The organism is Ignatzschineria rhizosphaerae, from assembly GCF_022655595.1.
GTDB classification, from domain to species: Bacteria; Pseudomonadota; Gammaproteobacteria; order Cardiobacteriales; family Wohlfahrtiimonadaceae; genus Ignatzschineria; species Ignatzschineria rhizosphaerae.
Map to the genome: position 1 here is coordinate 1,594,713 of NZ_CP093379.1, position 22,642 is coordinate 1,617,354.

Here is a 22,642-nt window from a genome sequence, read left to right on the forward strand (position 1 = left end):
ATCAATTCACTTCAGACATCGCGCCCATTAACGTTTTATTTAAAACTAGTATCGCATTTTTATTAAATCAATACTTTAAAAACTATTATCAATTAACCTTTAAATAATAGTGTTAATTCTAACAATTACCACCTTAAAGTGAACCATTCTTATCTTAAGCGTATCTTAACAGTTATAAAAAAACCCTAAACAACTGACTTTAGGGTTTTATTCACTAGGGTTTATGTCCGCTTGATATTAATGTCACTATCAAAATGATCATCTTCATGCACCCATTCTCGCCAAATTGCTACAAGTAACGCCATAACGACAGGTCCTATAAACAACCCAATAACTCCCATCGTTTTTACACCGCCCACAAGTCCCAAAATCGTTGGTAAAAATGGCAGTTTAACAGAACCCCCAACCAATCTTGGACGAATTGTTTTATCAACAATAAAGAGCTGCATTGTTCCCCAGCAAAAAAGAATAATTCCTTGTGTATAATCGCCAATCCCTACTAAATAGAGTGATACTAAAGTCATCGACATTGGTGCTCCTCCTGGAATCAGGGCAAATATCCCTGTCATAATCCCAAGCGTAATCGGCATTGGCGCACCGACAAAATAGTAGACGATTCCAAAAACAATCCCCTCCCCAATTGCGATAATCACCATTCCTGAAACTGTAGAGCTCACAAGTGTTGGAACAATACGGGAAATACGCTTCCATCTTCCGGGAAAAATCCGCTCACCAATCTTATCAAGCTGACGACTAACTCTACGACCATCCTTATAACAGAAAAAGAGGATAATCATCATAAAAAGTAGTGTAAAACCCATTGCGCTAAAGCTTTTAGTCACCGATTTTGTCACCGTTGCTAAATAACCAAGTTTTGCTAATCCTATCTCTGCAAAGAAATGGTTAATCCCATTAGGAGTTCCCAGATATTCAACCCAATAAGCACCGATCTCATCTCCATAAGGAAGGTTTAAAACCCAAGCAGGCGTTGGAATACCATAGGAATTCGCCTCTATGAGCCATAAACGTAAAAGGATAATTTCGCCATAAAGATAATGAACGAGCCATAAAAATGGCACCACAATCACGAGCACTATAAAAGCAGTGGCTAAAGATGCTGAAATAAGCGTATTGCCTCGGCAAAATCTTACAAGATCAGTATAAGGGCGCCATGTGACAAAAGTAATTATCATCGCGCCTAAAGCTGGGACTAAAAACTCATGAAAGAAGACCACCCCCAGCCCTAAAATTAGGATGATAATCCATTTTGCGACTGGGTTGGCGGTCAATGCTTGCATAAATTCTTCCTTCTACTTAAGTTGTCTATTTTAGCGTTAGATATGATCTATACTAATGACTTCATAAACTCGGCTTCCGCCAGGTGTTTGAATCGTCACTTCATCATCAAGCTCTTTTCCAATAAGTGCTCTTGCAATAGGAGAGACAATTGATAACTTATTTTGCTTCACATCCGCTTCGTGCTCACCGACAATCTGATAACGCACTTCTTTATCTTCATTGACATCAAATAAGGTGACTGTCACACCAAAGATAATCTTACCACTATTTGGGATTTGAGTGATATCAATGATCTGAGCATTTGATAAACGTGCTTCATAATCCGCAATACGTCCTTCAATAAAACTCTGCTCTTCCCTTGCTGCATGATACTCTGCATTTTCTTTAAGGTCACCATGTTCACGTGCCGTTGAAATTGCATCAATAACACGTGGTCTTTGTACTTGTTTTAAATCATCGAGCTCACGGCGAAGCGCTTCCGCGCCAACTTTCGTCATGGGAAATTTATTCATTCTTCCTATATCCTATTATTAGTTTATTCATAGTCCACTAGATAGCCCACATGTCCAGCATTGTGAACTATGAACTACTTATTGGATTTAATTACCACCAGCCGGTATTTTCCATATCTTTCCAAGGAGCTTGCGGCGCTTTTGGCTCACCTTTTTGCAATAGCTCAATAGAAATATTATCCGGGCTTCTAAAAAATGCCATCCAGCCATCTCTTGGCGGGACATTAATCTCAATCCCCGCATCAACAGCGCGCTGACAAACTTCATAAATATCGTCAACTTCAAACGCTAAATGACCAAATGCTCGACCAATACCGTACTCTTCATTTGAGTCCCAGTTATAGGTCAATTCAACTTCCACATCTTGTCCTTCACAGGCTAAATAAACAAGCGTACATTCCCATTGTGGATATTCTTTACGGCGAGTCTCTTTTAATCCTAATATCTCTGTAAAAAACTTAATGGATTCTTCTAAGTTCGTCACACGAACCATTGTATGTAAAAAACGCATAATTTCTCCTTCCTACAAAATAACAACGGGCATGATCAATTTCATACCCGTTATTTTAGTATATTACATTATACTCATATGTGGTCCGGGTTTTACTCCCATCCCATATATTGATAGAAGTTTATTCAGTTTTATCGTTAGCTTCTTCAGCTACTTGATCTTCTTCAACGATTGCTTCGTCTGCTTGCTCTTCTGCTGCTACTTCAGTCTCACCAACCTCAGCTTCATCAGACTCTTCCTCAGCAACGATATCTTCCGCAGGATCACTTGATGCAACTTCAATACCACTTTTCGATAAAATAAAGTCTACTGTATGCATCACTTCTTCGTCTGTTAAACGTGGGTCTCCACCTTTTGCTGGCATTAAGTTACGACCGTGAAGTGAACTATCATGCAACCCATCAAGACCACGCTCTTGGAATCTGACTGCCCAAACAGCATTGTCGCCCATTAATGGTGCATCGTTTAAACCTGTATCGTGACAACTTGCACAAAGACCGGCATAAACATCTTGCGGTGCTTTTGCCTTCACAACATCAGACACTAAATTTCCGGTATTAACTCTTCCATAGGGAGTTAATCTCTCAGCAACTAAATCCTGATCAACGAATGGTGTACCACCTATACTCTTATCTACGAGTCTCACAACTGATGTTACTAAGACAACTAAAATCACTAGTAATGAAAGAGTTACAAGAATGGTTAGCACCGAGAATGTAAACTTGTCTGACTGTTTTTGCACGATCTGCTCCTAGAAAATACAAGCCAATTTTTATAATTTGAATGATCTAATACCCGTCAATGATAAATCAACTTGCTAGCTTTTACTAGTGTACTAAATCAAAGAAACACGCTTTTATTTCGCAACAATCACCTGAGCTGCTCTAATTAAACGATCATTTAACAAATAACCATTTTGCGCAACTGTGATGATTTGGTTTGTTTCATATCCATCATGAGGAATCATTGAGATGGCTTGGTGTAGCTCTGGATTTAATTTCTCACCTTCAGGGCTAATCTGTTTCACACCATATTTTTCACAAACACCTAGTAACATTTTGTACATCAGCTGTGAACCTTCTCTAAAGCGCTTTAACTCTTCTGAGGAGTTTTCATCAACCGCTTTCATCTCTAATTCCATTGCATCAATTATTGGGAGAAGATCTTTTACAAACTTATCAAGCGCATATTTATGAGCGTTTGCAACATCAATTTCAGCGCGTCTTGTCGCATTTTGAGCTTCTGCCATTGCACGAACATATTGGTCATAAAGTTTGCTTTTCTCCGCTTTTAACGCTTCGATTTGAGCTTCATGATCTTCTGCCCCTTCAACTTGTTGCTCAACGTCAACAACTTCCTCTTTGTTTTCGACTGCTTCTGTTTCTGTTAAATTCTCTTTTGTCATTCTCTAACTCCCTTTCTATTGAATAATGCTCATCATTATACAATGAAAAACCACTATTTTTCTGATCTCTATTTCAAAACCATCAATTCAAGATCATAAGACAACCTTGAATTAATCTAAATCCTCATCGAAGTCTTCATCTAGTAGAAGATCATCAAAGCTATCAAGATCAAACTCTTTTGCAAGTTTCTTTTGCAATGCACGTTCTTCTCTAATTGCCTCAATGTTTCTCCATGCCTGAGATTTTGTTCCTTTGACATCACTAACATCCGGAACATCTTCCTCAATGATATCTTCATCATCTAATAAATCATCATCGTAATCGTTAGACATCGCTAAACCTTCCTTATCATAAACACAAAAACATAAATCTTTTGCATGCTTATATAATATTTAAAAATAATTGCAAGTCTTAAAACATAAAACTGCTACTTTTTAATTAAATTAGAATTAATTGCTCCCTAATATGGCGTTTCTTGAAACAAAGACAAGTCACTGTTTAAAATTTACTCAGAGATATTTTCTGACAGTAAAAATGCCATCGTGGAAATTAGGTATTTTGTTCAATATGTTTTAATCTTTAGTAAACACTTATTCACCATCGTTAAAAATTGGAGCTATTTAAACATGATTTCAGGATTTATTCTTAAAGAAAATCGTTTACGGCAAATTTCTGTTCAAAGTGCCGAGGACTTTACCGATGAGATGATTTGGATTGACCTTGTTGCCCCTACTGATGAAGAGCGAGAGCTAGTAGAAGAGCATTTCCAATTTGAGCTCCCTGAAAAAGCTGAAATTAACGATTTAGAAGCATCCGCCCGATTTTATGAAGATGATGATGGACTTCATATCCATAGCTTCTTCTTAAACGATTTTGATACTAATGCCCGCAATATTACCGTTGCCTTTTCTATCTATAACAATCGCCTTTTTACAATCCATGAAGAAGAGCTCTCTGCCTTTAGACTCTATCGTCTGCGTGCACGCCAAATTCAGCTTGAACTCACCAATGGACAAGTCGATGTGATGAATATCATTATCGGACTTCATGAAACAGCAATTGAACATGTCGCCGATGTTTTAGAGAGAATCTACTCTGAACTTGAAAATACAAGTCCCTACGTCTTAGCTCAAGAAGATGATAATCCTAAAAAGGCAAAAAAACGTCGCAGATTAGAATCACAAGATGATGATTCAGATAAAAAGCCGACGATGGAAGAGGTCTTACAAAATATCGCCATGCAAGAAGATACCAATGGGAAAGCTCGTTTATCGTTAATGGATACACGGCGCTCATTCTCTTTTTTAATGCGTGGGCAACTCCTTTCTGAAGCACAAAAAAATGACGTTAGAGAGATCTTACAAGACTTAGAATCTCTCACAGGTCACACAACCTTTCTATTTGATAAGGTTAACTTCTTACTTGATGCGGCAACTGGGAAAATATCGCTTGAGCAGAGCCGAATCATTAAGATCTTCTCTATCGCTTCTGTAGTATTTCTCCCTCCCACATTAATTGCTAGTATTTATGGGATGAACTTTCCCATGCCCGAGCTCAATTTCTCATTAGGTTATCCGCTCTCAATTGGGGCGATGATCCTCTCAGGAATAGCGCCATATCTACTCTTTAAGAAAAAGGGCTGGTTATAAGTTTAATACGCCGACATTATCAGCACTTGATTAAGGCTAACCACTAAATACAAACAATAAAAAAGAGCAAGAATCTCTTCACTTGCTCTTTTTTATCTATTTTCATCTATATATAATCTATTGTCACAATCAATATTTTACGAGTAATCAGAAAAATTAAAGATCACACTCTATCAGCCTAATAGCCCTTTTATGGCGTGACTTTACCTTGCTCAACCACCATATCTAAGACATGTTTTACGCTACCATCATCTGATTGATACTCTTTTAAGCGTAAACGATACTCATAACCGTCAATAGGCATAAATCCTTCAATAACACCAGGATACTCCTCCCACTCTTCCATCTGATCTTTTCTAACCTGTAAACACTGTTTTTGCGTATCAGCTTCGCAAGGCACTTTCTCATTTGAAACATAATAGAAAACCTGCTCATAAGGTTTAGCCGAAATATCTTGATAATTTCCCTGATCTAGCTCTACAGGTAAATAAACAGACTCAGCTTCATTATTAACAGTCCCCACAAGATAAAGATCATCCCCTTTACGAATCATTTTGGGCGTATTTAAGATAAATTGTGAGATACGATCATCTAATTTTTGTAAATTATCAGGACAAGCCATCATTGTTGATGCAAGCCCGCCACCATGACGCCCTTGCTTAACACGAAAAGCGCCACGATCAGTCACGTGAACTTTTCCCATCATTGTATTACAGCCACCAGTAACTGAAAAATGATACTCATTCATATCAAGTACCACTTTAACATCATTATCAGAGGATAATGGTGCGATCTCGAGTGTCTTTGCATATGTCATTGAAGATGATATCAGCGCTCCTAATCCCATGATCCATAACGTGCGTAATTTCATAGATGACCTCTTATTTTATTGTTTTTAATTAACATGCATGATTTGAGTGTAACATGATTTAAAAAGCTTGCATAAAGCGAATCTTATTCAAAATAGATCCTTAACTACTTAATAGCTCGCTATTTTTGATTCTTTATCACACAAACATAAAAATAAAGATGACAACTCAATTTTATTTCGTATAATAGCATTCCTTAGTTGGTTCACAACGAAAGAAAAACACGGAGTGGTAGTTCAGCTGGTTAGAATACCTGCCTGTCACGCAGGGGGTCGCGGGTTCGAATCCCGTCCATTCCGCCATATTTTTAGTTGTTTGATCTGCATTACAAATCAAGCAAAGCTATTAAGAGTAGCAAACAATTTAAAAGCGGAGTGTGGACGTGCACGCAGGCTAGAATACCTGCCTGTCACGCAGGGGGTCGCGGGTTCGAATCCCGTCCATTCCGCCATTATTTAAGTTGTTTGATCTGCATTATAAATCAAGCAAAGCTATTAAGAATAGCAAACGATTCTAATATGGAGTGGTAGTTCAGCTGGTTAGAATACCTGCCTGTCACGCAGGGGGTCGCGGGTTCGAATCCCGTCCATTCCGCCATATTTTTAGTTGTTTGATCTGCATTACAAATCAAGCAAAGCTATTAAGAGTAGCAAACGATTCTAATACGGAGTGGTAGTTCAGCTGGTTAGAATACCTGCCTGTCACGCAGGGGGTCGCGGGTTCGAATCCCGTCCATTCCGCCATTAACAGTGAAGCCTAGATCAATGATCTAGGCTTTTTTGTATTTAAAACCCCTTGTATTTCACACCATTGTCATTCAATCTATAACTTAGATCTTCTATTTTCTTACCTCATTAATAGAGATTTTTACGTTAATCCCCATCAATCATCAAAAAAATGAATCCAGACAATGACTATGAAAATACTCCCTTCTCTTTTTAGTACACTGCTATTAATGGTCTTAGCCACTTTAATGATTCCAGCAAATGCGCAAGATTGGCATACTGTCAAACACCCCACTTCAGGTCCTACCTGAAATTTATGGTAGTTATGCTAATGGTTGCTTTAGTGGCGGCGTGACAATTCCTTTAAAAAATAAAGGGTATGAACAGGTAAGACCTAGCAGAAACCGTAATTATGGTGCGCCCAGCATTATGGATTTCGTCAATAGCCTCGACCAATTTGGTATTCAAAAACAGAAAGTCATTATCTTAGGAGATATCGCACAACCTCGTGGCGGCCCTGCGAACTTTGGACATGCAAGCCACCAAACAGGGTTAGATATCGATATTTGGCTTGAAGATCGCTCAACCCATCTTTCAGGCAATCTACGTGAAAAGCTTAGTACACCATCTGTTGTTAATCCCGGCACTGGAAAGATGAATCAACATTGGAAACCTTTCTACCGAGAGTTACTGCATCATGCTGCCATCTACCCTGAAACAGAAAGAATTTTTGTAAACCCTATTATAAAAGCTAAACTTTGCGAGACAGAAACAGATAAAGCATGGCTAGAAAAGCTTCGCCCTTGGTATGGTCATGATTCTCACTTTCACGTTCGTTTAAAATGTCCGACAGGAAGTACAGGCTGCATCGCTCAAGCGCCTATCCCTAAAGGACCAGGCTGTGATAGCAATTTACAAAACTGGGTAAATGATCAAATCAAATGGACCAATGCACCACAAAAAAGCAGCACAAATGTCGCGCCAAAACCTAAAAAAGTTTTACCCCTTGAATGCCAAGCCATTTTAAAGCAACAATAATATGTAGGATTTTATCGCGTTGTTTACAGTATTAGGAGAAAATACTGTTATGAATATCCATCGAAAAACAAAATTAACGCCGTTTCATCGAGAAGAGATTTGGCGATTACATCATCAAGAAAAATTTACCGTAACCTATCTAGCTGAGCGTTTTATGGTAAGCAGACCTACGATCTATAAAGTACTAAAACAAGGTAGATTGAACTTGTTTGTGCCATTAGCTAGTAAAAATGAACGTTATAGAACAATTAAGTACGGCATTAAACGTCTTGCAAAGATTGAAAAATCTATTGAAGAGAAACTTAAAAAGAGGGCTAAACGTTATAACAAAAACTATCCTGGCGAGATGGTCCATGTGGATACTAAACGGCTCCCTCTTTTAAAAGGGGATCTTAAAAATCGCACTAGAGAGTATTTATTTGTAGGAATTGATGATTTTTCAAGAGAACTTTATGCCGGTATTTATCCTGATAAATCACAGTTTAGTGCTGCTGAATTTCTTCGATGGGATCTGTTAGAACAGTGTCCCTATACTGTAGAATGCACCTATTCGGATAATGGTCGTGAGTATAAAGGTACATCAGAACATGCCTTTGTCGAAATGTGTCTAACACATAAGATTAATCAAAAGTTTACAAAGCCAGCTTGCCCTCAAACGAATGGAAAAGCAGAAAGAGTCATTCGAACACTCATGGAAATGTGGCATAATCAGGAGGAGTTTATCAGTTCAGATGATCGGAAAAAGAAGCTAAAACGATTTTTGAACTATTACAACACAGTAAAACCTCATAAGGGTATTAATGGTTTAACGCCTTATGAAGTTTTAGAAAATTATTTTAACACTGAAGTGTAAACAACCCGCCGATTTCTAACAAATAATAGATATTAAAATTATCCCCAATCACCACTACAAATCCTCAGAAGCCCCAAATTCTGAGGATTTTTATTAAACATCAATAATACGGCGCAACTTTATAACATCTTCCTCTTGCTATTTATTCATAATCAGGTTATTCGTAAATCTTCGTTATTCATAAAAAATAGCGATAACAATAAGATAACAATAATAAAAATGAATCCTTAGGAGGAAAACATGTCTTACCCGCGTCCTATAAAAACTCAGCGTCGCCTTAAAAAATACTTAAGCTGCGCAGCACTTCTTACCTCACTTGCTTTCAGCACTAGCTATGCTTCAACGCTTGTCTACTGCTCTGAAGCCTCTCCTGATACCTTTAACCCGCAGCTCTCCTCCTCAGGAACCGCCTTTGATGCTAGTGCTATTCCTATCTTTAATCGATTAACACAATTTAAAGTTGGCACAACAGAGTATGAACCTAGCCTTGCTGAATCATGGGAGATTAGCGAAGATAGCACGGAATTTACCTTCCATCTTCGTAAGGGAGTAAAATTCCATAGTAATCGTGATTTTAAGCCTACCAGAGACTTTAATGCAGATGATGTACTCTTCTCGTTTGAAAGACAGATGAACGCTGATCATCCTTATCATAATGTCTCTAATAGGCAATTTATCTATTTTAATTCCATGGGCTTTAATGATCTTATTGAATCCATTGAAAAGCTCGATGACTATACAGTAAAAATCACTTTAACAAGACCGGAATCACCCTTTTTAGCTAATATTGCGATGGCATTTATGTCGATCTTATCTGCAGAATATGGCGAGGTTTTACTTAGCAAAGGCACTCCTGAGCTACTCGACTTAAATCCCATTGGTACAGGGCCTTTTGAGCTAAGAGCTTATGAACAAGACTCTCGTATTCTCTACACTAAATTTAAAGACTATTTTGGCACACCTGCCAGCATTGACAGGTTAATCTTCTCTATCACACCTGATGCGGCCGTTCGTTATGCAAAATTACAAAAAGGGGAGTGCCAAGCAATGCCTTACCCAAATCTTGCGGATCTTGAACGCATGAAAAATAACCCTGATATAAAAGTTGAGTCATCAACAGGCTTAAATATTGGCTATCTTGCGTTTAATACCACCAAAAAGCCTCTTGATAAACCAGAGGTGCGAAAAGCTCTTAGTATTGCAGTGAATAAATCTCACATTATTGATGCAATCTTTCAAGGCAATGCTGTAGCGGCTAAAAACTATATTCCACCAAGCATGTGGGGCCACAATAACGGCATACCGGATTTAGAATATAACCCTGAAAAAGCAAAGACCTTACTTGAAGAAGCGGGCTTTAAAGATGGCTTTGAGATCACGCTTTGGGCAATGCCTGTACAACGTGCTTATAACCCTAATGCTCGCAGAATGGCTGAAATCATCCAGACAGATTGGGATAAAATCGGCGTAAAAGCGAATATTGTCACCTATGAATGGGGAGAGTATTTAACGCGACTACGTGCCGGCGAACACGATACTGCACTCGTTGGTTGGATCGGAGATAACGGAGATCCTGATAACTTCTTCTCTATGACTTTAAGTTGTAATGCTGCGCAATCTGGCTCTAACTATGCAAAATGGTGCGATCCTGAATTTGACAAGATCCTCCAAGAAGCAAGGGCAACAGCAGATCATGATAAACGTGTCGCGCTTTACCTAAAAGCGCAAGAGATCCTCTCAGAAAGACAACCGGTAATGAATATTGCTCATGCCTCTATTTATATGCCTTTACGCAAAGAGGTAAATAACTATGTTGTCGATCCATTAGGTACCAATAATTTTAATGATGTAAAACTTGAAAAATAAGTTCAATTAAAAACCCATTAATCCTTTAAGCCTCTTTAATCATCTTATTAAAGAGGCTCTTTTTTAAAGTCGATTCGATTAAATAAACACCACCTTAAAAGTACAACAGTGCAGCCTATTTCGTAAACCAACTTGCACGATATCAAAAGCTATGTCAGATAGAGCTATATCAGATAAAATGACGCCAGACAGAACAACTCTTGCACTTCTCATAACCGATAGCTACCTGATTCAGTGACCTTTAAAACGATGGGTGTAAAAGCGATTAACACACAATAATCCCCATAAAAAAAGCCTTTAAGAGTCACAAGCTCCCAAAGGCAATTATTCATTAAAAATAGAGATCAACCCCTACATTTGATCGCGCTTCATCACAGCATGTAATAACACATTGGTTCCATTAGCGGCATCAATTTCAGTAATAGATTCCGCTTCATTATGACTAATACCATCTTTACAGGCGATAAAAATCATCGTTGTAGGGCAATGTTTCGCAAGATGAATCGCATCATGACCTGCGCCGCTAATCATCTCGATATTGCTAAATCCTAACTCTTTTACGGCGCTTCTCACTAAATTAACACACGACTCATCAAAAGGAATTGCAGGTGACAACCAAACATCTGTTAAAGAGACTTCAAGTGCGCGTTTTGCCGCAACCTCTTTTGCCATCTCTTTAACCTTTGCAACCATCTCTTTCACTTTTTCAGTTTCAGGATGACGGATATCGAGAGTAAAATTGACCGTACCTGCAATCGTATTACGAGATGAGAAAGGAATATTTATCTCCCCAATGGTTAATAACGCATCGTCAATAGCGGCAACATAACCTTCGATCTCTAATAAAAATGCCGAAACGCCAAGCATCGCATCCTTACGGTAACGCATTGGGGTTGTGCCAGCATGCTGCGCTCGCCCTTGCATCTCAACATCTAACCAAGCAATCGCTTGCCCACCTGTGACAACACCGATCTCTTTATTAAGATCTTCTAAGATTGGTCCTTGCTCAATATGCAGCTCAAAATAGCTATCTAAATGACGTTTAAATTCAGAAGTCCCTGCTTCACCAATCGCTTCCAATTCACTACCTACCGAGATACCATTCACATCTTCAATGCCAAGTGCTTTTTCTAAAGAGAGCTCGCCAATAAAAACTTCAGAGCCAAGCATCGCAGGAGAAAAACGCGCCCCCTCCTCATTCATCCAAACGGCAATCTCAAGATCATGATTGAGCTTCACATCATTTTCATGTAAGGTTCTTACCACTTCAAGCGCTGCTAAAACGCCATAAACGCCATCAAATCGCCCACCTTTTGGCTGAGTATCTAAATGACTTCCCATCACAATAGGCGCAGCTAAGCGGTTATTACCTGGATAAATGGCAAATAAATTACCAATAGGATCCCGATGAATCTCCATACCTAAAGCTTCACACCAAGAGACAAATAATTCTCGCCCTGCTTTATCCTCTTTTGAGAGCGCAAGCCTTGAACTTCCCCCTTTTGAGGTAGCACCAATTTTCGCCATCTCCATTAAGCTATTCCATAATCGATCCTGATTTACTCTCATCATTTCTCTCCTATTTTTCTGCTAAACCACGAATATAACTCTCAGTATTTGCCGCTAATGTTTCAATGAGATATCCCCCCTCTAAAAGTCCTACAACAGGTTTTCCAAGAGCCATTACCTCTTTAGCAATTTCTCCCATTCCTTTTGTTGTCACTTTTGTTTTACTTTGTGGATCATCTTTATAAACATCAAACCCCATATTATGCACAATGACATCGGGATTAAAGATCTTTGCATCATTCATAGCTCGTTTTAAAACTTTAAAGAATGCTTCTTCTGATAAACCATGCGCAAAAGGATAGTTAATATTAAATCCTAACCCCTCACCCTCTCCACGCTCTTCTTCAAAGCCGGCAACTGCTGGGTAGAAATTAGTAGGATCTCCATGAAGTGAAATATACATCACATCACTACGATCATAGAAGATCTCTTGAATTCCCTGCCCGTGATGGACATCGGTATCTAAAATTAAGATCTTTTTAGCATCACTATGATCTAAAAGATATTCTGCGGCTAAGGCCGCATTATTCACAAAGCAAAAACCCCCTGCAGCTTCACGTCTTGCATGATGCCCTGATGGTCTACTCACAGAAACACTAACCTTTTCCCCTTCAGCCACTGCTTTAGCGGCATTTAAAGCCCCTTGCGCAGACCAATAAATTGACTCAAACGTATGCTTACCAATTGGCGCACTACCATCTGCGATATAGCGAGATGCCTTTGCTAAGATCCCTTTGAGAGCATTGTAATCTTTCACAAATACATTCGGGATCACCTCTTCGCCCCAATCTTCTGGAACTTCATGCCACTCTTGATAGGCCGTTTGTAAAAACTCAATATAGGCAAAACCATGGACTTTTGTTAAGTAATCAAAGCCTAGATCTTCGGGTGTTGTCACTGTAAAACCTGCGCTTTTAATCCCTTTTTGAAACTCTTCAACACGCTGTGGAACTTCTTGCGGATCACGCATTTTTCCTCGTGAGAAGTAGGTTTGTGGATTATGTAATGCTTGATGTGGATGATAATAAATTTTCATGATGATTCACTCCCTATCCTGATCTTCGTGATTCGTTATTTAATGTTTGATATTTGATATTTGATATTTGATATTTGATATTTGATTTTTTAGGCATTTTCTTTGCTAATTACTTAAATGACTAACTTTACAATCTTTGCTTCTTTGGTAGCGCAAAGAAGAGCCTTGACTCTCCTTCAAGGCTCTATAATGACTATCTCTTTAATACGTTTCGCGCTTACTTGGGTTTAAGAAAAACACACAAGAAAGGGTTAACAAACTAATAAAGCTATAGAAAATTGCTAATGGAATCCATGAACCTGCATACATCTCAGCAAGTGCTGTACCGATAAGTGGTGTTAATCCCCCGGCAATTGCGCCGCAGAACTGATATGCCACTGAAATCGCGGTATAACGTAAATGCACCGGGAATAGTGTTGTTAAAAAGCCAGCAATCACCGAGTAGTAACCCGCCATAAAGATTACTGTAATAGAGATACCTATCACCATCAATACAGGGTTTTGTGTATCAACCATCGTAAACATTAAATAAGGTGAGAAGATACAAACTCCGGAGCTAAAGAGTAAGAACTTATAGCTATTAAACTTCTCGCCAACAAGCGCACTTAAAGGCTGACTGAAGAACTGGACAAAAGAGACCACTAACAACACGTTTAAGATGAGTGTCCGATCCATTTTCAGGTAAGCCGTTGTATAAGAGAGCATAAAGGTATTAACGAAGTAGAAACCTGCAATTCCTAACACGTTTGCACCGATTGCTAAAAGAATCACTTTTGGCATTTTTGAGAAAAGCTCTTTAAATGGTGCCTCTTCTTTTCGTTTTTTAGATCTCTCAAGCGCTGCTTTTTCTCTAGCTTCCACAAATTCTGGTGATTCATTCACACTGCGGCGTACTAAATACCCCACCACTAAAAGACCAAAGCTTGCTAAAAATGGTAATCTCCAACCATAGCTATAGAGCGCTTCATCATCCATCTCAGAAATCAATCTAAAAGCAATCGTGGCTAAAATTAATCCCGCAGGTGATCCTAACTGCGCAAAAGAAGCAAAGAATGTTTTACGATGCGCAGGCGCATGCTCAGCGGCAATTAATACAGCACCGCCCCACTCGCCACCTACAGAAAGACCTTGGATAATACGAAGAATAATGAGCAATACTGGCGCTCCCACACCAATTTGCGCATATGTCGGTAAAAATCCAATACCAATTGTCGAAATCCCCATCATAAAGAGCGTGATAACTAGGGATTTTTTACGACCAATCTTATCGCCAATATGTCCAAAAAAGACAGCGCCGATAGGTCTTACTAATAGTCCAATTGCAAATGTTGCAAAAGAAGCCATCGTTGCAATAAAGGTACTCTCTGTTTCAAAAAAGAGCGAACCAAAGATCATTGCTGAGGCAAATGCGTAAATATAAAAGTCGTACCATTCAATCATGGTTCCCAGAAACGCCGCAAGTGATGCGCGTACTGGCTGTTTTTTTGTGGTTGACATACCACCCTCCACCTTCTGATTTGTTTTGAAATTGTTATCCCTTTCATTGCGAAAGGTCTTCTTATTTATCCGTCTCTTTCAACTTTTTTTCAAACGATAAATTTTAATGATTAATATTAGTTTTTCTAATACACTGAGAAAATAACCTTGAAGGAGAAAGGAAAACCTATGAAAATAGAGAAATTAAACTGGACGTTATTACATACTTATTTAGTGATAGTAGAGGAGCAAAGCATTAGTAATGCTGCACTTAAATTAAATATCACACAATCAGCTGTTAGCCAAAACCTTAAAAAGCTGGAAGAGCAATTAGAAGTAAAACTTATCGAAAGAAGTAATAAATCCTTTGTTTTAACAGAAATTGGGGAATATCTTTATAAAACAGCCACAGATGTTTACTCAAAACTTGTGAAGTTTGAACAAAAGCTCACAGCTACTAGCAACACAATTAAAGATACCCTTCATATCATGACGGTTTCAGGATTAGTCTCCAATGACTTTGATAACCTCTTAACCTATTTTCATAAACATTATCCTAATATTGACCTTAATATTAATACCGCAACCCATGCGGAAATTGTTAAAAAAATTGCCAACAATCAGCCTGCTATCGGCATCACCTTAGAGCCAAAAAGCTCCGATGAGATTGAAAAGCTCTTTTATCTTCCCCAACGATACTCTCTTTATTGCGGGAAATCTCATCCTCTTTTCCATAAACAGATTATCAATAAGAGCGATGTGATCGCCCAAGATTATGTGGCGTTTGATAGTGAGCAATTAGGGGCTGCGCTCTCTCCTATTGCCATTTTTAGAGATATGGAACACTTTACCGGCAAACAAGTCGCTATTACCAATAACCTGCAAGAACTACAACGCTTAATTGTGACAGGCTATGGAATCGGCTGCCTACCCGATAATGCCGCAAAAAGTGCATTAGATCGCTCTATTCTTCGTAAACTTCCGCCTTATCAGGGCGTTGCGGATGTGCCGGTTTATCTTATTTGGAATAAAAACCGTACCCTTAGAGCCAGTGAGCATGCTTTTTTAGATGCCGCCTCAGTCTCAATCTCTCCTGAGCTAAGTCAGCTACATACGATTTAATCACTAGAGAGCATCTAAGTTGATTTATCCTCAAAGATTAGGTAACTTTAGCCCTTCAACCCTTAATGAGAAATTTATTGTGAGTAATAAAAAAGCTTCCATCATTGCCGTTATCCTCGTGATTGTCGGATTCTTAATCTATGATCGCTTCAAACCTCTGTCTGAAGAAAAGATTATCGCTAAACAAGGTCTTGCAACCGTTTATCTTGATAATAGCTATAAAAATATTGATTCCACTCACTCACCTGAAGGGACGTTACTCGCGCAACACTCTCAAAGACATGATATGACGGTTATTATCACCGGTGGTCACTTAACCGATGAAGAGGGCGCACTTAGCTTTGAAAGTTATGCGAAGTATCTTCAAGATAATGCGCCTAAAGGCAGTACTTTTACGATTATTAGTCGTGATCCTGCTAATGAAGAGTTTATCTACTCTCTCTCAATGCCTGATAGACCATATTCTTGGCAACGATTAAAGCGCAACAAAGAGACAATGACGGTGATCTCTGTGGTCTCAGAATCTAACCCACCTAAAATGGACCCTATCACTATTTTAAACGAAGCTGAATTTGGTGTTCATTAGGTTACCACTCTTAGTTATTACCCACATAATAAAAAAATGGTGCAAGTATTCATGAATCTTGCACTATTTTTTTTAAGTAATCTCTTTTTGCACTAAAGTTGCCGCCTTAAAAATTTGCTGACGAAGCCAGATATGGTCTGCATCTTTATGTCTTTTTTCATGCCAGTAAGCAAAAATAGGATAATTATAAAAATCAAAAGGGAGCGGAAATAACTGCAAGTCGTGATCTTCACATAACTGCACCGCTAAGATTTTTGGGACAGTCGCCACCAAATCTGACGATAATAACAATCGAGATAAGCCTAAATAATTAGATAACCGAACAGTGATATGCCGTTTTTGTGATAAAGATTTCAATTCTCGCTCTACTAAAGAATCCTCGCCCTCATTATTGCTTACATCAATATGTCTCTCTCCAAAGTAAGCCATTGAATCACTTTTCATGCTATTTAACCGTGGATGCCCCGCTCTTACTAACCCTACATTATATTGACTAATAAGTCGCTTATGATAAAAACCCGCCTCAAGTTCTGGCACAAAACCTACCGCAAGATCCACTTCTCCTTGTTGCATTCGTTCTTTTAAATTTTTTTGTGAAATACTCATGTTATAAGCAATAAAAGGGGCCTCTTGTTGGGATAAATTCAATAATTTAGGAAGCAAAATCATATCGCCAATGTCACTTACCATTAAAGAAAACATATTCTTCGCTGTAGAAGGCTCAAAATCATCTGTAAAACTATAAACTGCTTCCAATGAGGTAATTGCTGCTAAAAATTTTGGATAAAGTTCATCTGCGAGCTCTGTTCCTTGCATCTCATACCCTACACGGGTAAATAGTGGATTATTATAATGCTCTCTTAATCGGCGCAAGCCTATACTCACCGCAGGCTGTGTCATCGCTAATGCATTCGCTGCATGACTCACACTTTTATGCTGGTAAATCTCTACAAAAATATAGAGTAGTTTATTATCAAATAGTAAGATTCATCTTCTATCGTATCGCTCTTGTTTTAAGGATTATGTTCCTATTCAATAGGTTGTATTACTAGAAAGAATAGTGAGTAAAATCATTATCTGTTAAATTGTTTTCGCACTCTTTTTTAACACCATGTGCTTATCCCCCTATTAACCGAGGATTACAACAATGACAATAGTACCAACTTCGCAAGACCCTTTAATTCATCAATTAAAAAAATATCGCGGCTTATTGATTCTTAGCGGCATTTTACTCACACTCTGCGGCATCTTATTTATTGGCTCCACCGCTTTTGCCACATTAACATCTGTTTATATGTTTGGTTTTATCATGGTTTTTAGCGGCATCATTCAACTTTTCATGAGCTTTCAAACCTTACAAGGCATGCAAAAATTAGGCGCCATTATCTTTGCGATCTTTTATATATTAGCTGGTATTTTAGCTTTTAAAGCACCTCTTGCAACGGCGGCAGCATTAACTTGGTTATTAGCAGTTCTTCTTATTATTGGCGGCATTACTAGCGCTATTCATGCATTTCAAATGAGACCAATTAGCGGCTGGGGCTGGAGTCTTGCATCGGGCGCTCTTCTTTTAGTAACAGGGATTTTAATCTTAAAAGACCCAACTTCTCCTCTTTGGTTATTAGGTCTACTCTTAGGCATTGATCTCTTGGTAAGAGGCGTCAACTATCTTATGCTCGCCTTTGCTGTTAAAAAAGCCTAAACACCCCTTACAATTAAGGAGTAGGGAATCTTCAAGCATGAGATTCCCTATTTTATTAGGGTCTGATTTTCCTAAAAAAGGGTTATCATAATACATAGTAAAATCGGTTGAAAAGTAACTGAATCAGATCGCCGGCGCATCGATTATGAGAAGCGCAAGAATCGTTCTATCCGGCAGTATGCAAGCTAATTTGATACACTCTGTATCTCTAAATACTTTAAAAATAGTGTTTCTTAAACCGAATTGACTATATATGAAAAAGCAGCCTTATCAGGCTGCTTTTCTAAAGTTATATTATTAACTCACTTTCTATTCGCTACCTTGCCTCTAATAACGCTTTCACATTAAGTAAGATAAGCTCATTATCATCAGCTTCATTGGGGATTCTACTACTTGAAAATGGAAGATTATTATCATTGCCGACAATGATCGTTTCGCTATCGACGATATCCACATTTTCAATCGTAAAAAATGGGAAGACAAAATTACCGGCACTTAATGGTTTACGAGATAGATTATCAGGATCTTGAATCTTTAATAGATCAATAAAACCAATTTTTTCCACATCTTGATTTGGCTTATTGGCATCTAACTTAATTTTATAGATTCGCTTTATTTTAGGAAGATTATCCCGATCAAAACAGGCCGGCTTTGCCGCACCTTCACAAGCAAACTCAACCACGCCTTCCCCATTATCACGCTCAATAATTAAACCATATTGATCATCAATCATATTAAAATCCCCGATTGATAACCCTTTCTGTGCTAATGGGTAATTCCAATAATTGCCCGTCCACTCACGCTTTGCCACATCAAATTCTAAAATCTGCAAATACTGACCATCACTGCCAATTAGAGCACCTTCCAACAGTGGATAGAGTTTTCTTCCATCAGCGCTCACGGCCATTCCTTCAAAACCTTTAGAACGAAGTACCTCAAAATTGAGCTTTTGCTCTGGATTTGCCGGCGTTGTCATCGAATAATGATCCGGCGAGCGAAGCTTTTGCCCCTTAAATTCTGTCTCAAAGATCTCAACAATCTTCCCATCAAGGGTTGCTTGAATAAGGTAAGGCCCAAATTCATCACCTACCCAAAGATAACCGCCAGCGAACTGAAAGCTTTCAGGATCAAAGTCTGCGCCTGTTAAGTAACGTTCTTTTGTGGCTTCATTTTGAATTCTAAAAGGAACTTTTCTGTCAGGATCGTGTAAAAAGATCGTCTTTAAATGCTTAAAAACATTATTATCAAAATCAACATCATATTGATTCAGGTAGAGCATAAAATCTGGGGAGTTCGCTTTTGAGCCTGCCCCATTATCTGTTAATAACCAGTAAGAGCCGTCCGGCATTCTCTTAATCCCTGAATGTCCTTGCAATGGTTGCCCCACAAAAGGAAGCGATAAACCTGTAGGACGCCCATTAGATGTGCCCTCTAAGCTCCCAGCAATATCATTACGAACCCCTTGAGTAAACTTTCCACTGATCTTAAGATCATCAGGCGCCTCATTCGGCGCTGAGATCATCGTGTTTGCAGGCAGATAAGCATGGCCAGATAACACAGCGGGATATTCTTGATCAGCAAAAACCATAGAACTTAAAAAAATAGCAGTAAATAACGTACTTTTACGAAACATATCGATAGCCTCTAAGCTAAGGGGAAGAGACTTTATCGTACGAAGGTTTTTTAACAGCTGTATTACAAACATAAAAAAACCACCTTTTATGAGGTGGTTTTTAAAGGAATCCTAAAATAAGGCGTTAAATTAGAATCCATAATCCCATGCAAATGGGTTATCAAAGAAGAAGCCATCATTCCATGCATTTGCATCAGTATTAGCCCAAACCGCCATCTGCTCTGCTTGCATTGCATTTTGCTCACGATAATCCTTCCATGCCATGTTGTAACATGCTTGGAATGCCTGGTTATTCACAGCTTTCACATATTTTTCTTCAAATACTTTTTTCTGTGTTTCTGAAAGCTTATTCGCATTTGGCATCTCTTTCATCAATTGCGCAGCTTCAGGGCTACATTGCTGAGCTAAGCTTACTTGTGTATCTAACATCTGCTGCGCACGTCTTTGTGCTTCTTCAGCTTTTTCAGCCGGAGTCATCGCACAAGCTGTAAGAAGACCTAAAGAAAGAACAAGTACTGATAGCTTCATGGTTGTTTTCATGCAAAATCCTTTTAACTAAATATCAATTGAGAATAAATCTTATTTACATAAGTATATATAAATTTACTAAAAACAGAAAGGTTATTTATCGGATTAAAAAAATATTCTCAACTCAACAATACCTTCATCAATAATTAACGATTATAGCGATGGACTAAAGTGATCTTTTAGCTCCCTTATTTTATCAATGGTCGTTTTCTTCATTGTCAGTTCCCTTATAAAAAATAGTATAAAATATGAAAAAGGATGACTTTTAAAATCATCCTTTTCCTATATTGATTTAACCTCTTTAAATACGGGATCTTTATAATTATTACTAATCTCTAAGCTTTAATACCTTCGAGCAGAATACGCCAGCACTCTAAGGTTTCTGCTAAACGCGCTTCTGAATCTTCTGCTTCAGCAATCCAAAAGGCTGATTCAAAAAGGCTACCATCGAGCATAATCGCCATAATTCTTGGGCTACTAAGACGGATAATTCCTTTTTTCATCCCTTCCTCAATTAAAGCAATATCCGAATCCATACAACGTCTTTGGATACTCATTAATTCCGTCCCTAAAATCGCTTTAGCATCTTTTAATAAGATCTGCTGAAACTCAGGATCTAAAGAACGCTTTAAATAAGCAATTCCCCGCTTATAAAGCGCACGCCAAGGATCATCCTCTTTATTGGCAATCTCTTGGAGAACATCGTCTATTTCTGTATCAATGAGGGTTACAATTTCTGCAAAAAGCCCCTTTTTACTGCCAAAATGATGATAAAGCGCACCCCGTGTTAAACCAACACTTGCTGTAAATTCATCCATAGAGGTTGCGGCATAGCCATATTTCCCAAAATATTCCCGCGCAGCTTTGAGCAATTTCTCCTGCGTCTCTTCCATCATTTTTTCACGTTTAGTAGGCGTTTTTGCCATGTCGGTGCATTCTCCCGTTAGTATGAATTTTGAGCCATTCTAATTGACATCTTTACCCTGCGCAAATACAATCCACTCCTTGAGTATCGACATACATTACGTATGTTATTTTATCGCCCAAAAGGACCATTATGGCTTCATATTTACAACTCCTTAAGACTCCCGGAAGTAAAGGATTTGTTTTCGCAGGATTGATTGCACGAATTCCGGTTTCAATGACAGCAATTGGTATTATCACCATGCTTTCAGAACTTCAAAAAAGCTATACTTTAGCAGGTGGTGTTGCCGCTCTATTTACCCTCTCATGCGCCATCATCGCGCCTCAAATTTCTCGAGCGGTTGATCGCTATGGACAAAGCCGAGTCCTTCCTTACGCTTCTTTCATCTCATTTATCAGTATTCTCGCACTACTTGCCGTTGCCTATTGGCAATTGCCAGTTTGGCTCTTATTTCTCTTTGCCATTACCGGCGGATTTATGCCGAGTATGTCGGCAATGGTTCGTGCCCGCTGGACGGAGATCTATCGCGGCAAACCAGAACTACAAACGGCTTATGCCCTTGAGAGCGTCTTAGATGAGCTCTGCTTTATCATTGGCCCACCTGTTTCTGTGGGGCTTTGCGTAGGCTTATTCCCACAAGCAGGCCCCCTTCTTGCAATGCTCTTCTTAGCTATCGGTGTCACCGCATTTGTTCTTCAAAAAAGTACCGAGCCCCCGATCAAAGCACAAGAAATCCTGCACTCATCGGTGATTCATCTCCCTGTGGTGAAACTCTTAGCCCTCTTAATGCTCTTTCTTGGCATTATAGTTGGCACTATTGATGTGGCGAGCGTTGCTTTTGCTAAGGCGCAAAATATGCCGGCATCTGCGAGCATGGTGCTCTCTTTCTATGCAATTAGCTCTTGTTTTGCAGGGTTACTATTTGGGGCGATTCGCTTCCCGCTCTCTCTATCTAAGATGTTAGTGATCGCAACTATTGCGACAATGGTTTCTAGTATTCCCTTAATATTTGTCTGGGATATCGTCTCCCTTTCAACCGTGGTCTTTCTTGCGGGATTCTTCTTCTCACCCACGATGATTATTGCCATGAGTTTAATTGAAGAGTCGGTACCTGAAGATCAGCTTACAGAAGGATTAACATGGCTTATTTCAGGCCTTGGAATCGGTGTTGCCTTAGGCGCTGCGATGGCAGGATTTGTAATTGATGAGTTTAATATTAGTACTGGCTTTATGGTCGCACTCTTAGCAAGCTTATTTGTATTCTTTATGGCGCTTTTAATCTATAAAATAACGGTAAAACCGGTTATTTGTAGTGACCCTTGTTTAAATGGCTAATG

22 protein-coding genes and 4 tRNA genes are annotated in these 22,642 nt (G+C 38.8%); 12 read left to right on the top strand and 14 right to left on the bottom strand.

Translation table 11 applies throughout. The features are described from left to right. Positions 1-221: 221 nt before the first annotated feature. The 6 genes from MMG00_RS06905 to MMG00_RS06930 form a co-directional block, all read right to left on the bottom strand. Positions 222-1,298: an AI-2E family transporter gene (locus MMG00_RS06905; RefSeq protein WP_242146761.1), complete on the bottom strand. Its 1,077-nt coding sequence runs from the start codon at positions 1,296-1,298 to the stop codon at positions 222-224. Positions 1,299-1,334: 36 nt separating this feature from the next. Further along, a complete protein-coding gene (gene greA / locus MMG00_RS06910) occupies positions 1,335-1,811 on the bottom strand; it encodes a transcription elongation factor GreA (protein WP_242146764.1) in 477 nt (158 codons plus the stop codon). Positions 1,812-1,902: 91 nt separating this feature from the next. Then, complete coding sequence (locus MMG00_RS06915) at positions 1,903-2,322, bottom strand: VOC family protein (RefSeq protein WP_242146766.1); 420 nt, start codon at positions 2,320-2,322, stop codon at positions 1,903-1,905. Between the two features lie 121 nt (positions 2,323-2,443). Continuing rightward, the gene (locus MMG00_RS06920; protein WP_242146768.1) at positions 2,444-3,064 is read right to left on the bottom strand and encodes a c-type cytochrome; all 621 of its coding nucleotides are present in this window, start codon (positions 3,062-3,064) and stop codon (positions 2,444-2,446) included. A gap of 114 nt (positions 3,065-3,178) precedes the next feature. Continuing rightward, positions 3,179-3,727 (bottom strand): nucleotide exchange factor GrpE, encoded by a 549-nt coding sequence (gene grpE, locus MMG00_RS06925; RefSeq protein ID WP_242146769.1) that lies wholly within the window; start codon positions 3,725-3,727, stop codon positions 3,179-3,181. Between the two features lie 111 nt (positions 3,728-3,838). Continuing rightward, the gene (locus tag MMG00_RS06930; RefSeq protein WP_242146771.1) at positions 3,839-4,060 is read right to left on the bottom strand and encodes a PA3496 family putative envelope integrity protein; all 222 of its coding nucleotides are present in this window, start codon (positions 4,058-4,060) and stop codon (positions 3,839-3,841) included. 294 nt (positions 4,061-4,354) lie between these two features. On the opposite strand from MMG00_RS06930, the gene corA reads away from it, so the two are divergent. After that, positions 4,355-5,377, top strand: coding sequence for a magnesium/cobalt transporter CorA (gene corA, locus MMG00_RS06935; protein WP_242146774.1), 1,023 nt, complete (start codon positions 4,355-4,357; stop codon positions 5,375-5,377). Positions 5,378-5,567: 190 nt separating this feature from the next. Here the strand turns inward: corA and MMG00_RS06940 are convergent, their stop codons facing one another. Continuing rightward, positions 5,568-6,248 carry a DUF4377 domain-containing protein gene (locus MMG00_RS06940; RefSeq protein WP_242146776.1) on the bottom strand — a complete coding sequence of 227 codons (681 nt, stop codon included), beginning with the start codon at positions 6,246-6,248 and terminating at the stop codon, positions 5,568-5,570. A gap of 223 nt (positions 6,249-6,471) precedes the next feature. Between MMG00_RS06940 and MMG00_RS06945 the strand changes: the two genes are divergently transcribed. From MMG00_RS06945 to MMG00_RS06975, 7 genes are all read left to right on the top strand, one after another. Then, a tRNA-Asp gene (locus MMG00_RS06945) sits at positions 6,472-6,548 on the top strand. A gap of 69 nt (positions 6,549-6,617) precedes the next feature. Continuing rightward, positions 6,618-6,697, top strand: a tRNA-Asp gene (locus MMG00_RS06950). Positions 6,698-6,766: 69 nt separating this feature from the next. Further along, positions 6,767-6,843: transfer RNA gene (locus MMG00_RS06955), tRNA-Asp, on the top strand. Between the two features lie 69 nt (positions 6,844-6,912). After that, a tRNA-Asp gene (locus tag MMG00_RS06960) sits at positions 6,913-6,989 on the top strand. Positions 6,990-7,232: 243 nt separating this feature from the next. Next, entirely contained in the window at positions 7,233-8,009 is a 777-nt protein-coding gene (mepA, locus tag MMG00_RS06965; protein ID WP_242146778.1) for a penicillin-insensitive murein endopeptidase, read from the top strand. A gap of 49 nt (positions 8,010-8,058) precedes the next feature. Continuing rightward, the gene (locus MMG00_RS06970; protein ID WP_242153261.1) at positions 8,059-8,862 is read left to right on the top strand and encodes an integrase core domain-containing protein; all 804 of its coding nucleotides are present in this window, start codon (positions 8,059-8,061) and stop codon (positions 8,860-8,862) included. 240 nt (positions 8,863-9,102) lie between these two features. After that, a complete protein-coding gene (locus tag MMG00_RS06975; RefSeq protein ID WP_242146788.1) occupies positions 9,103-10,728 on the top strand; it encodes an ABC transporter substrate-binding protein in 1,626 nt (541 codons plus the stop codon). Positions 10,729-11,079: 351 nt separating this feature from the next. Here the strand turns inward: MMG00_RS06975 and MMG00_RS06980 are convergent, their stop codons facing one another. From MMG00_RS06980 to MMG00_RS06990, 3 genes are all read right to left on the bottom strand, one after another. After that, positions 11,080-12,300 (bottom strand): Zn-dependent hydrolase, encoded by a 1,221-nt coding sequence (locus tag MMG00_RS06980; RefSeq protein WP_242146790.1) that lies wholly within the window; start codon positions 12,298-12,300, stop codon positions 11,080-11,082. A gap of 7 nt (positions 12,301-12,307) precedes the next feature. Further along, a complete protein-coding gene (locus MMG00_RS06985; protein WP_242146792.1) occupies positions 12,308-13,333 on the bottom strand; it encodes a histone deacetylase family protein in 1,026 nt (341 codons plus the stop codon). A gap of 201 nt (positions 13,334-13,534) precedes the next feature. Beyond that, positions 13,535-14,830, bottom strand: coding sequence for an MFS transporter (locus MMG00_RS06990; protein WP_242146795.1), 1,296 nt, complete (start codon positions 14,828-14,830; stop codon positions 13,535-13,537). A gap of 168 nt (positions 14,831-14,998) precedes the next feature. Between MMG00_RS06990 and MMG00_RS06995 the strand changes: the two genes are divergently transcribed. Both MMG00_RS06995 and MMG00_RS07000 read left to right on the top strand, forming a co-directional pair. Then, entirely contained in the window at positions 14,999-15,931 is a 933-nt protein-coding gene (locus MMG00_RS06995; RefSeq protein ID WP_242146796.1) for a LysR family transcriptional regulator, read from the top strand. A 79-nt stretch (positions 15,932-16,010) separates the two neighbouring features. Next, on the top strand, positions 16,011-16,517 hold the full coding sequence (locus MMG00_RS07000; RefSeq protein WP_242146799.1) for a hypothetical protein: 507 nt from the start codon (positions 16,011-16,013) through the stop codon (positions 16,515-16,517). A gap of 72 nt (positions 16,518-16,589) precedes the next feature. Here the strand turns inward: MMG00_RS07000 and MMG00_RS07005 are convergent, their stop codons facing one another. Further along, entirely contained in the window at positions 16,590-17,504 is a 915-nt protein-coding gene (locus tag MMG00_RS07005) for a LysR family transcriptional regulator (RefSeq protein ID WP_349775524.1), read from the bottom strand. Between the two features lie 160 nt (positions 17,505-17,664). Between MMG00_RS07005 and MMG00_RS07010 the strand changes: the two genes are divergently transcribed. Continuing rightward, the gene (locus tag MMG00_RS07010) at positions 17,665-18,219 is read left to right on the top strand and encodes an HdeD family acid-resistance protein (RefSeq protein ID WP_242146803.1); all 555 of its coding nucleotides are present in this window, start codon (positions 17,665-17,667) and stop codon (positions 18,217-18,219) included. Positions 18,220-18,535: 316 nt separating this feature from the next. Here the strand turns inward: MMG00_RS07010 and MMG00_RS07015 are convergent, their stop codons facing one another. From MMG00_RS07015 to MMG00_RS07025, 3 genes are all read right to left on the bottom strand, one after another. Continuing rightward, positions 18,536-19,852, bottom strand: coding sequence for an esterase-like activity of phytase family protein (locus MMG00_RS07015; protein WP_242153371.1), 1,317 nt, complete (start codon positions 19,850-19,852; stop codon positions 18,536-18,538). A 129-nt stretch (positions 19,853-19,981) separates the two neighbouring features. Continuing rightward, complete coding sequence (locus MMG00_RS07020; RefSeq protein ID WP_242146806.1) at positions 19,982-20,392, bottom strand: hypothetical protein; 411 nt, start codon at positions 20,390-20,392, stop codon at positions 19,982-19,984. Between the two features lie 323 nt (positions 20,393-20,715). Continuing rightward, positions 20,716-21,306, bottom strand: coding sequence for a TetR/AcrR family transcriptional regulator (locus tag MMG00_RS07025; protein ID WP_242146807.1), 591 nt, complete (start codon positions 21,304-21,306; stop codon positions 20,716-20,718). Positions 21,307-21,437: 131 nt separating this feature from the next. Between MMG00_RS07025 and MMG00_RS07030 the strand changes: the two genes are divergently transcribed. After that, positions 21,438-22,640 (top strand): MFS transporter, encoded by a 1,203-nt coding sequence (locus tag MMG00_RS07030; RefSeq protein WP_242146809.1) that lies wholly within the window; start codon positions 21,438-21,440, stop codon positions 22,638-22,640. Positions 22,641-22,642: the final 2 nt, after the last annotated feature.

What these genes read in the sequence shown, in the direction of transcription:
- MMG00_RS07020 (WP_242146806.1), bottom strand. Translation starts at nt 20,392, where the DNA reads ATGAAAACAACCATGAAGCTATCAGTACTTGTTCTTTCTTTAGGTCTT.
- MMG00_RS06990 (WP_242146795.1), bottom strand. Translation starts at nt 14,830, where the DNA reads ATGTCAACCACAAAAAAACAGCCAGTACGCGCATCACTTGCGGCGTTT.
- MMG00_RS06980 (WP_242146790.1), bottom strand. Translation starts at nt 12,300, where the DNA reads ATGATGAGAGTAAATCAGGATCGATTATGGAATAGCTTAATGGAGATG.
- MMG00_RS07025 (WP_242146807.1), bottom strand. Translation starts at nt 21,306, where the DNA reads ATGGCAAAAACGCCTACTAAACGTGAAAAAATGATGGAAGAGACGCAG.
- MMG00_RS06915 (WP_242146766.1), bottom strand. Translation starts at nt 2,322, where the DNA reads ATGCGTTTTTTACATACAATGGTTCGTGTGACGAACTTAGAAGAATCC.
- MMG00_RS06970 (WP_242153261.1), top strand. Translation starts at nt 8,059, where the DNA reads ATGAATATCCATCGAAAAACAAAATTAACGCCGTTTCATCGAGAAGAG.
- grpE (WP_242146769.1), bottom strand. Translation starts at nt 3,727, where the DNA reads ATGACAAAAGAGAATTTAACAGAAACAGAAGCAGTCGAAAACAAAGAG.
- greA (WP_242146764.1), bottom strand. Translation starts at nt 1,811, where the DNA reads ATGAATAAATTTCCCATGACGAAAGTTGGCGCGGAAGCGCTTCGCCGT.
- MMG00_RS06985 (WP_242146792.1), bottom strand. Translation starts at nt 13,333, where the DNA reads ATGAAAATTTATTATCATCCACATCAAGCATTACATAATCCACAAACC.
- MMG00_RS07030 (WP_242146809.1), top strand. Translation starts at nt 21,438, where the DNA reads ATGGCTTCATATTTACAACTCCTTAAGACTCCCGGAAGTAAAGGATTT.
- mepA (WP_242146778.1), top strand. Translation starts at nt 7,233, where the DNA reads ATGCGCAAGATTGGCATACTGTCAAACACCCCACTTCAGGTCCTACCT.
- MMG00_RS06995 (WP_242146796.1), top strand. Translation starts at nt 14,999, where the DNA reads ATGAAAATAGAGAAATTAAACTGGACGTTATTACATACTTATTTAGTG.
- MMG00_RS06975 (WP_242146788.1), top strand. Translation starts at nt 9,103, where the DNA reads ATGTCTTACCCGCGTCCTATAAAAACTCAGCGTCGCCTTAAAAAATAC.
- MMG00_RS07015 (WP_242153371.1), bottom strand. Translation starts at nt 19,852, where the DNA reads ATGTTTCGTAAAAGTACGTTATTTACTGCTATTTTTTTAAGTTCTATG.
- MMG00_RS06930 (WP_242146771.1), bottom strand. Translation starts at nt 4,060, where the DNA reads ATGTCTAACGATTACGATGATGATTTATTAGATGATGAAGATATCATT.
- MMG00_RS06940 (WP_242146776.1), bottom strand. Translation starts at nt 6,248, where the DNA reads ATGAAATTACGCACGTTATGGATCATGGGATTAGGAGCGCTGATATCA.
- MMG00_RS06905 (WP_242146761.1), bottom strand. Translation starts at nt 1,298, where the DNA reads ATGCAAGCATTGACCGCCAACCCAGTCGCAAAATGGATTATCATCCTA.
- corA (WP_242146774.1), top strand. Translation starts at nt 4,355, where the DNA reads ATGATTTCAGGATTTATTCTTAAAGAAAATCGTTTACGGCAAATTTCT.
- MMG00_RS07010 (WP_242146803.1), top strand. Translation starts at nt 17,665, where the DNA reads ATGACAATAGTACCAACTTCGCAAGACCCTTTAATTCATCAATTAAAA.